Source organism: Mucilaginibacter sp. (genome assembly GCF_039207105.1).
Classification (GTDB): Bacteria; Bacteroidota; Bacteroidia; order Sphingobacteriales; family Sphingobacteriaceae; genus Mucilaginibacter.
The window spans coordinates 1-9,765 of record NZ_JBCECK010000172.1 but is presented as its reverse complement, the minus strand read 5'-3'; the positions used below and the strand labels follow the sequence as shown (position 1 = coordinate 9,765).

At 39.7% G+C, this 9,765-nt stretch carries 10 protein-coding genes and 2 tRNA genes; 2 read left to right on the top strand and 10 right to left on the bottom strand.

Annotated features, from left to right (window positions below; all coding sequences use genetic code 11):
* Window positions 1-132: 132 nt before the first annotated feature.
* The 6 genes from AAGC65_RS22395 to AAGC65_RS22370 all read right to left on the bottom strand — a co-directional run bounded on the left by AAGC65_RS22395 (window position 133) and on the right by AAGC65_RS22370 (window position 3,830).
* Window positions 133-213 (bottom strand) — tRNA-Tyr (locus tag AAGC65_RS22395).
* A gap of 65 nt (window positions 214-278) precedes the next feature.
* Window positions 279-351: transfer RNA gene (locus tag AAGC65_RS22390), tRNA-Thr, on the bottom strand.
* A gap of 241 nt (window positions 352-592) precedes the next feature.
* Window positions 593-940 (bottom strand): ribosome hibernation-promoting factor, HPF/YfiA family, encoded by a 348-nt coding sequence (gene hpf, locus AAGC65_RS22385; protein WP_343114697.1) that lies wholly within the window; start codon window positions 938-940, stop codon window positions 593-595.
* A gap of 14 nt (window positions 941-954) precedes the next feature.
* Window positions 955-1,866: a tyrosine-type recombinase/integrase gene (locus tag AAGC65_RS22380; RefSeq protein ID WP_343114696.1), complete on the bottom strand. Its 912-nt coding sequence runs from the start codon at window positions 1,864-1,866 to the stop codon at window positions 955-957.
* 88 nt (window positions 1,867-1,954) lie between these two features.
* Window positions 1,955-2,146 carry a 30S ribosomal protein S21 gene (rpsU, locus tag AAGC65_RS22375; protein WP_343114695.1) on the bottom strand — a complete coding sequence of 64 codons (192 nt, stop codon included), beginning with the start codon at window positions 2,144-2,146 and terminating at the stop codon, window positions 1,955-1,957.
* 502 nt (window positions 2,147-2,648) lie between these two features.
* Complete coding sequence (locus AAGC65_RS22370; RefSeq protein ID WP_343114694.1) at window positions 2,649-3,830, bottom strand: acyl-CoA dehydrogenase family protein; 1,182 nt, start codon at window positions 3,828-3,830, stop codon at window positions 2,649-2,651.
* 222 nt (window positions 3,831-4,052) lie between these two features.
* On the opposite strand from AAGC65_RS22370, the gene AAGC65_RS22365 reads away from it, so the two are divergent.
* A complete protein-coding gene (locus tag AAGC65_RS22365; protein WP_343114693.1) occupies window positions 4,053-4,424 on the top strand; it encodes a hypothetical protein in 372 nt (123 codons plus the stop codon).
* A gap of 29 nt (window positions 4,425-4,453) precedes the next feature.
* Here the strand turns inward: AAGC65_RS22365 and AAGC65_RS22360 are convergent, their stop codons facing one another.
* Window positions 4,454-5,428: a hypothetical protein gene (locus AAGC65_RS22360; protein WP_343114692.1), complete on the bottom strand. Its 975-nt coding sequence runs from the start codon at window positions 5,426-5,428 to the stop codon at window positions 4,454-4,456.
* 2 nt (window positions 5,429-5,430) lie between these two features.
* The gene (locus AAGC65_RS22355; RefSeq protein WP_343114691.1) at window positions 5,431-6,867 is read right to left on the bottom strand and encodes an MBOAT family O-acyltransferase; all 1,437 of its coding nucleotides are present in this window, start codon (window positions 6,865-6,867) and stop codon (window positions 5,431-5,433) included.
* A gap of 213 nt (window positions 6,868-7,080) precedes the next feature.
* Here AAGC65_RS22355 and AAGC65_RS22350 point away from each other — a divergent pair, with 213 nt between their 5' ends.
* On the top strand, window positions 7,081-8,181 hold the full coding sequence (locus AAGC65_RS22350; protein ID WP_343114690.1) for a PAS domain-containing sensor histidine kinase: 1,101 nt from the start codon (window positions 7,081-7,083) through the stop codon (window positions 8,179-8,181).
* Between the two features lie 51 nt (window positions 8,182-8,232).
* Here AAGC65_RS22350 and AAGC65_RS22345 read toward each other — a convergent pair whose 3' ends face one another.
* Together AAGC65_RS22345 and AAGC65_RS22340 are read right to left on the bottom strand one after the other, a co-directional pair.
* On the bottom strand, window positions 8,233-8,760 hold the full coding sequence (locus AAGC65_RS22345; RefSeq protein WP_343114689.1) for an adenine phosphoribosyltransferase: 528 nt from the start codon (window positions 8,758-8,760) through the stop codon (window positions 8,233-8,235).
* Window positions 8,757-9,623, bottom strand: a complete 867-nt coding sequence (locus AAGC65_RS22340; protein WP_343114688.1) for a helix-hairpin-helix domain-containing protein — start codon at window positions 9,621-9,623, stop codon at window positions 8,757-8,759. The genes AAGC65_RS22345 and AAGC65_RS22340 overlap by 4 nt, the downstream gene beginning before the upstream one ends.
* Window positions 9,624-9,765 lie beyond the last annotated feature (142 nt).

The following is a 9,765-nucleotide window of genomic DNA, read 5'->3' as shown; positions in this document are numbered from 1 at the left end:
CGCGACCTATAGCTTGGAAGGCTATCGCTCTACCAACTGAGCTACTTCCGCTTAAATCAGTTTGCAGTTACCGGTTACCAGTTACAGTTAATAAAACTGTTTACTGCCAACCAATAACTGCTAACTAAAAAGTGGGGGGAGAAGGATTCGAACCTTCGTAGCCGAAGCAACGGATTTACAGTCCGTCCCATTTGACCGCTCTGGTATCCCCCCATTAGTTGATTTCGGATTGGAAATGTCCAAGATTGAAGCTAAACACTTCTATCCGAAAAAAACTGAGCCTCCTATCGGGATCGAACCAATGACCTACTGATTACAAGTCAGTCGCTCTACCAGCTGAGCTAAGGAGGCTTATGTTTATTTACCTTTTCTTGTTTTGTAAACCTAAAGTGGTTTATAAAATTCGAGCGGCAAAACTAATAAGCTTTTTGATATTTTAAAGAACTATTTCCACTTTTTTTTTCAGTGCTTAGCACCTCTCTGAAAGGGATTGCAAATCTACGAAAATTTCATCCAGTGCAAAATTTTTTATCAAAAAAAATCGACAGGCTTCAAACCTGCCGATTTTTGGCTCAAAAAGGGCCTTTTTATGCTAAAAATCGTCATCGGCCGTCATCAAAATAGCCTTCTTGGCTGCGGCGTCAGCAATTGTTTTTTTCTGTTTATGCTTTTCAATCTGCTTGCGCAGGCATTCAACCGCCAAATCAGTTGCTTCTTCAAAACTCTTGCATTTCTCTTTTGCAAAAATCTGGTTTCCGGGAAGTAACAATTTAATTTCCGTTATCTTATTTGCCTCATCTTCCACATTCTCAAGCTTTAAGTAAACTTCGCCACTTATGATCTGATCATAAAAGGTATCTAACTTATCGGCTTTTTTCTGAATAAAATCTAACAATTTCCTGTCTGCGGTAAAATGAATTGATTGCACTGTAATTTTCATGTTTCCTCCTTTGATTACGCCTTTGGATGGGCTTGTTTGTAAATAGACTTTAATCTTTCAACTGAATTGTGTGTATAAATTTGGGTCGCGCTCAGGTTAGCATGGCCCAAAAGTTCTTTAATCGAATTTAAATCGGCACCATTATTTAGCAGGGTTGTAGCAAAAGTATGCCGTAGTACATGCGGGCTCTTTTTTTGCTGAGTTGATATGTTGGAGAGGTATTTCTGCACTATTAAGTAGATTAGTTTCGGATAAGCATCTGCTCCTTTACTTGTAACGATCAAAGCCCCTGAATTGTTATCAAATTGTTGATTTTTCTTTAACTCCAGGTAATTACCCAGCAGTATGCGCAATTCAGTATTTACAGGGATAATACGTTCTTTATTACGCTTACCCAACACTTTTAGCGTGCCTTCATAATCGTTAATATCCTGATCTTTAAGGCCCAGCAATTCGGCAAGGCGCATACCGGTGCCAAACAGCATTTCAACTACCAGCTTATCCCGCTGGCCGGTAAAATCATTAGTAAATATTTCGCCGCTATCCAGCATCTGGGTAAGGCGCTCCTCCTCTACTACCACCGGCAGGTTTTTGGGTGTTTTTTGCGACCGTATTTTTGACGTAGGATTTTCGGTAATAACACCCTCCTGCAATAAGAATTTGAAATATTTACGCAGGGTGGCCATCTTACGGTTTACAGACCGGGCCGTAAGTTTCTGATCCATAAGATCAACCATCCAGTTACGGATGTCGTGATGACTTATTTGATTGGGATGGATAATAGCAGGTTCCTGGGCAGTAGCCTCGTTTTCAGTACCATTAAGGAAGCGCATGAACTGATCCAGATCTGACTGATAAGCGGATACTGTATGGGGCGAGTATCGCTTTTCAAACTGAATATACCGGATAAAACGCTCTAAAAACATAAAAAACTATTTGAACATCCAAGACAATGAATGTACAAATAGTTTTAATATAGTGTTAAGAAATCTGAAAATAATTCTTCTAAAAGAATTAAACAGTTTCTATGTTCATATTTTGCTTGTAGATGGCATGTTTAACAACATGACGACGAGTTACAGATTTTTTCTCGAATGCCTGACGACTACGTAGCTCTCTTAATACACCTGTTTTCTCAAATTTCTTTTTAAAGCGTTTCAATGCTTTGTCTAATGATTCGCCTTCTTTAACGTTGATAATGATCATGATTCCTAAATACCTCCTTTCAAGGGAGGGCAAAACTACGCAGAATTATTTGAATATCAAATAGAAATTTCAGAAAAGTCGGGTATTTGCGTTTTTATTGTAAGCAGAAACAACTAATCAATTGCCTCACCCAACCCTCTTCAAAGGATAATAGCCCATAAACTGACAGTTTCATCAAATCTGGCTGTTTATTGACTCACCCCGACATCGCTACGCTTGTCGACCCTCTCTTCAGCTTCGCTGGAAAGAGGGTAAGAATTTTTTTCTTTCCTCTTTATCATTTTTTTTCTTGCCCTCCTTTCCGCCGCAGGCGAAGAGAGGGCGGTCCAGCGAAGCGTAGACCGGTTGAGTCACTTGTAAACTATACCCATCAAAAGGCTATGCCTTTTGATGGGCTATTACTCTCCAAAGGAGAGGGCTTTAATATGTGCCTTAAAGTCTCCCACCTTGGGGGAGATTTAGAGGGGGCTCATTGCCGCGCTACGCTCGCAATAACAAAATTTCACCTAACATCTTTCAACACTTCCCTGCTGATCACGATCTTCTGTATTTCGGAGGTACCCTCTCCTATGGTGCAGAGTTTGGCGTCACGGTAGTATTTTTCAACCGGGAAATCTTTGGTGTAGCCGTATCCGCCAAATATCTGCACTGCTTCATTAGCCACCTTAACCGCCACTTCCGATGCATAATATTTAGCCATAGCGGCCTGCTTAGTTACGGGAAGATGCCTGGTTTTCAGATCAGCAGCCTGCATCACCAGCAATTCGGCAGCTTCTATTTGGGTGGCCATATCGGCCAGTTTAAATGATATCCCCTGGTAATTACTGATGGCTTGCCCAAATTGCTTGCGCTCTTTTGAATAGGCAATCGCTGCATCAAAAGCGCCTTTAGCTATACCTAATGATAAGGCAGCGATAGAGATACGGCCGCCATCCAACACAACCATCGCCTGTTTAAAGCCTTCGCCCTCTTTACCTAACAGGTTTTCTTTGGGTACACGACAGTCGGTAAATACGAGTTCAGTAGTTTCTGAAGCCCGCATGCCCAGTTTATTTTCTTTTTTTCCGTGGGTAAAACCGGGAGTACCTTTTTCAATCACCAGTGCTGATATACCGTGCGAATCGCCTTTGGCTCCGGTACGTACCATCACCACAGCCACATAGCCAGATTTACCATGCGTTATAAAGTTTTTTGAACCATTTACTACGTAGTGGTCGCCATCCAACACAGCAGTGGTGCCCATCCCCAGTGCATCAGATCCGGTGCCCGATTCGGTAAGTCCCCAGGCCCCCAACCACTCGGCAGTAGCCAGTTTGGGTAACCATTTATGTTTTTGCTCCTCGTTGCCAAAAGCCAGTATATGGCCGGTACATAAAGAGTTATGTGCTGCCAGCGATAAACCTATGGAGCCACAAACCCGCGCTATCTCAGAAATCACGGTTACATATTCGGCATAGCCAAAGCCCGAACCGCCGTATTGTTCGGGCACTACTACACCCATCATGCCCAGTTCACCCAGTTTTTTAAATAAATCGGCCGGAAAATGCTGATCTTCGTCCCAGGCCATCACAAATGGTTTGATATTTTTTTCGGCAAAATCCCTGGCCATCTGGCCAATCATTCGCTGGTTTTCATTAACAGAAAAATCGAACCCTGCAGGGGTATCAGTCAGTAAAGAGTCCATAAATTATATAATTGGTTATACAAATTAACGGATTAATTATCAGCTTAGTTTACTGTGTGGCACCCTTAAAAAGAAGTACAAAATGGTATCTGGTACAAATTATAGGTTTAGTTAATTTAAACCTATAATCAGGCTGGAATATCCTTTTAAATTTATTTTCAATAATAGGTCTGTAACATTCCAATTAGGTATCTATAGCTACGAACCCTTTCATTATCTTCGGTGAATAAGAATAAATATATGCCACCATTTCACGGTATTCAGGTTTATGAGATTTTAGAAAACGGCAATTTACTTAATGCTATGTATACAAATACAGGATTGTCAAAAAATGGAAATTACGCCATAGATAATGAAATTGTCCAAAAAAAAGTAACTGACAATAAAGGTGTTGAAGGAGATTATTGTTGCAAGTTTTTTGAAACAGTCGATAGTTCACACTACGCAGTAACACATTACGAGCTAAGCATTAAAAAATGCAAAGGAGTATATGAATTTACGTGGCAGAATCAGACAACTAAAATAACCAAGTGGAAAGGATTGGGTTTAATGGCTGGCACAACGCACATTGCTGTTTCTTACATCGAAGTTTAAATTCATAATTGATTTACAAGCTCTTCGCCTTACTGAACCGGAACTGAAACCATTGCCGGTAAAACCTTGTTGTCTGGCAGTTTTTCGATATTAAAAAGCAGGCTGTCGATCTCCTGAGTAAACTTTTGTGCCCCCAGGTTATCCAGGTGGTCGGCATCAAAAAAATCAGCCGCTAAAAACTCCTTATTGTTTAGCCAATTATAATAAAACACATTATTATATTTTTCACGCAGCGCCTTAACCACGTTAATGGTTTTACCCAAATGCTGTTTGTTTAAACTTTGCACATAGGTTTTATAAGCCGGTGATGTATACAGTAAAACCTTAATATGATGGTTCATGGCATAATTTACAATGATTTTCAATATGCCCACGTTCTCATTAAAATCATTCATATCGGTAAAAAAATGCCTTTTGGCTGCTAACTTGCCAGAACTCATCAGATCTCTCCTTTTATTAAAAGTATATTCTGTTCCCCAGCCAAATTTTGAACAAAGCAAATTGTTTTCATGATTAAAATACATCGATTTAATGCGCCCCATGTTTAACCTTAATTTATTGGTAAGCATTTCGCTGTTGTAATTATAATTATAGGTGCTGTTGCCCGTGCTTATTCCGTAATAAATATTATAATCTTTTACCCTCCAGCTTTCGGCGCTGTGTTCCAGTTTGCCATATAATGAAAAATAATCTATGGGTAATACAATCACTTTTAAATGATGCCAGTGCCTATCATACTTTTTAATGATCTGCCAGTCATAAAATAAGGGTTGAGAAACATAAGCGGCATTAAAGGTTTTATTCTTCATCAATGCCGGGTTAATACCGTAGTACGAATGCGAAGAACCTAAAACCAGTACATCAATATTATCTGAGTTTTTATCCAGATAGCTGCATTTATACTGATAATCATTAGGTATTTTGCGTAAAAGCTCCTCCATAACAACAGCGATCACCACTATGGGCAGTATAAACAGCATTACTTTAATGATGAACTTTTTCATGGTTAAAACTGAAAGTAAATGAATTGCTGCTCGGCCCCGGTAAAATACCAGATGCATAGCACCATAGCATAATAAAAAGACCATCGTACAAATTTGGGGAAAGCGATGTTCGGGTTACCCAAGGCATATGGATATTCGCGCCCACGCCATTCTATTACCAAAAAGAATATAATGAGTAGGGTAAGCGGTATATTGAACTGAACCGGATAGCTAAAAACAGGGTTGGTAAACAGCTCTGTAATGTAGCGCAGCGCGTCGCTAACGCTTGCAGCCCTGAAAAATATCCACGCAAAAACCGTTAAGCTAAAGGTGATTACTATGCCTATAACCTCGCGCAAAGTAGGCAGCGCCCTGCCTTGCGCCACAATTTCAAGGTTGGTTCGGTTTCTATTGAGCACCAGCAGCGGTAAAAAGTAAATAGCATTGAGAGCACCCCATATAATATAGGTAAAGTTGGCGCCGTGCCAGAAACCGCTCACCAGGAAAATGATAAATGTATTCCTGATCTTCATCCACAAACCGCCTTTGCTGCCACCAAGGGGTATGTACAAATAATCTTTAAACCAGGATGAAAGGGAAATATGCCACCTGCGCCAAAATTCGGCTATATCCCTTGAAAAATATGGGTAAGCAAAATTCCTTAAAAGCTCAATTCCTAATAATCGAGCCACACCAAGGGCTATATCTGAATAGCCCGAAAAATCACAATAAATTTGAAAAGCGAATAAAACAGCCGCCACCACATGCTCGCTGCCCGAAAAATGCTCCGAGTGATTGAATACCAGGTTTACATAGGCAGCGCACTGGTCGGCAATAACTACTTTTTTAAATAATCCCCATAAAATTTGCCTTAAGCCGTCAATAGCTTTAGCATAGTCAAAAACACGTCTCTTTTTAATTTGGGGTAACAGATGCGTAGCGCGTTCAATAGGTCCGGCTACCAGCAAAGGGAAAAAACTTACAAATACCGAGTAATCAATAAAGCTACGTTCGGGCTTGATCCTGTTTTTATAAATATCAACCACGTAGGATAAGCCATGAAATGTATAAAAGGAAATACCAATAGGTAGTATCACCTTAATGGTAAAAGGATCAACCCTGAAACCCAACTGCGCGGCAGCCTCGGCAAATGATAGCGAGAAAAAGTTATAATATTTAAAAAATGCTAAAAAGCCCAGGTTTACAGATATGCTTATCCAAAGCCATAGCTTTTTATAATTATCATTACGGGCACCTGCTATCCTGATGCCGGTATAATAATCAAGCAGGGTTGAAAAAATCAGCAGGAACAGGAAGCGGTAATCCCAGCAGGCATAAAAAAAATAACTGGCAATCAGCAGCAAAATATTCTGCGCTTTTAAACTCCTGTTGGTAACAAACCAGTACAGCACAAAAACTACGGGCAAAAACAGCGCGAAATTAATGGAGTTAAACAGCATGCCGGATAAATGAGCTAAAGTTTGGTAATAATTTCGGTTTAATATGACCTATTAAATGTAAGGCTATGGTTAGTGCCGAAAAATGACGCCCGTCACATTTTTAACGCCTTTTACATCTTGTGCTTTTTACTTTAGTATTCTGAAATAATTTATTTACATAGTTTAAATATTATTCCTATATTGTTTAACGGAAACCATTATAAACTGAATAAAATGAATGGATTTTCAAAAGAAGCCCCTATTATTACTAAAAACGAAGTTTTTAACTTAGAACTCTTTTTTGATCTTTCTGCCGACCTGTTATGTATAACCGGTTACGACGGTTATTTCAGAAAGATAAACCCCATTGTTTCAAAAACATTAGGGTATACTGATGATGAATTATATTCGAAGCCGGTTAGTTCATTTATTCATCCTGAAGACAAAGGTATTACCGCACAAAACCGTGAATACTTATTAAAGAATGTACCGCTGTTAAACTTTGAGAACCGGTATGTTACTAAAACCGGCGAAATTGTATGGCTCTCCTGGACGTCGATGCCTGTTGAAAGCGACCAAGTGGTATTTGCCATCGCCAAAAACATCACCCACAAAAAGAAGCTGGAAGATGACAGGAATACCCTATTAGCTAATTTAACAAAAATCAACCGCGATCTTAAACAGCTAACATACACCACATCTCACGATCTGCGGTCGCCGGTAAGTAACCTGATATCGGTTTTTCATTTGCTTGATGTGTCAAAGATTGATGATGAAGAAACGCTTGAATTTATAAACATATTGAAATCGGCAACCGAAAACCTGAAAGATACTTTAAATAAGTATGTAGATGATTTAGTAAGAAAAGATACTTCCAGTATTCAGATTGAAACACTTAACCTGAACGATAGCCTGCGCGCGGTAAAGCAATCATTAAGTACCCTGATATCTAATTCAAAAACAACCATAACTGCCGATTTTTCTGAAGTAGAGAAAGTCAGGTTCAACAGAAACTATTTAGAAAGTATTCTGCTTAACCTGATCACCAATTCTATCAAATACGTTAAAGTTGGTTATGCTCCCACTATTACCATCACTTCAAAAAATTTCAATGGGGTAAATCAGCTCATATTTCGGGACGAAGGAATTGGTTTTGATATTGAAAAAGTGAGGGACCGCATTTTCGGCCTTAATCAAAAATTCCACGAACATACCGATAGCAAGGGTATTGGCCTGTACCTGGTACATAACCATGTAACCAGTTTAGGCGGCCACATCAGCATTGAAAGCAAAGTAAACGAGGGGACGATATTTGTAATTTCATTTAAGGATTAAATGTATAAGCCATACATTTAATCCTTAATGAAGTGTAATATACTCAGTATCTTAATACTCAGCCAATACCACCAGTGTATCACTAATTGGAGCTATGCGCTCGCGGCCTTTTAAAAAGCCAAGCTCTACCACAAAAGAAAAACCAGCTATTTCGCAGCCCATTTCTTTGATCAGTTCACTTGTGGCAGTTACCGTACCACCGGTAGCCAGCAGATCATCATGGATCAGCACATGCTGGCCGGGTTCAAAGGCATCGGTATGGCACTCTATAATGGCGGTACCGTACTCCAGTTTATAGGCTTTTTGCTTAATAGTGAATGGTAGTTTACCTGCTTTGCGGATAGGCACAAAAGGCACGCCCAATTTGGTAGCCAGTGTCAGGCCAAACAGAAAGCCCCGGCTTTCAATACCGGCAACTACATCTATGCGGGTGCCTTTCAACTGCTCAACAAAGGCGTTGATGATGTTTTCGCATAAAACAGGATCTTTAAGGATGGGGGTAATATCTTTAAAAACAATTCCGGGCTTCGGAAAATCAGGAATATCACGTATAGCGTTCTTTATTTGCTGGGTTATCATTTGAATATTAAATATGGCCCAATTTTACGCAAAATTCCGTCATCAAGTATGGCAATATTTCTCATATCATCAATTGACTCATAATCGCCGTGCTCATTATGATACTCCAATATGGCGTTCATTTGTTTAAAACTCAGGTACGGATAGCGCCTTAATTGGTTAAAGGTAGCACTGTTGACATTTACCCTGGTAATGGCTTTGGCATTTATAGTAATTCCGTTTTTGATTTCATCATACTTACTATTATCAATCCCAAATACCTCTTTAAGCTGTTCTTTACTGTAAAAGCCGCCCAGGCGTTCCCGGTACCTGATAATGCGCATGGCAAACGCGGGGCCTATACCCCTAATGCGGGTAAGCTTGGCCGAATCGGCACTGTTTACTTCAATAATTTCACCGGGAGCAGCCTTTTCCGCACGACGAAAATCGGCAGGGATGTTGATGTAAGGCTCCAGACGTTCGTACTCAGCCGGGCTAATGGAGTATATTTTCCTGACATCGGCTTTCGTGTAAAACCTCCCGCCTTTGGCCTCATAGTTTTTAATTACCCTCACCTGACCCTCACTTAACCCCAGCTTGTACCAAGCGGCTTCGGGCAAATTATTGGGATTGAAAGTAAACAGTGTAGCGTTTACAACTTTGTTATCATTACTTAAATAAGTATTTTCGGGTCCTGCTTTTTTAGCTTTGCTTAACAGTGCAACGGCTTTATCAAACTCATTAAAGTTTATTGTATTATCTTTGCTGTTTATTTGATAAACATAAGGCGCTGCTAAAATCAAAGCAATTAAAATAATAAACACTACTATTCCGTTCCATTCTTTTTTGGTTAGTGACAGGTAGGTTTTTATATGCGCCTTCATTACAGGTTATCAGTTGTTAAATTAAAGAAATTTTCAGGATATTTATAAGTTAATTAAAACTCCCCCTTTATAAAAAATGAAAGTAATAACCACCGAAGAGTTCGCCAAAGCCACCAAACTGGATAAGTTGAAAATGCCGGGC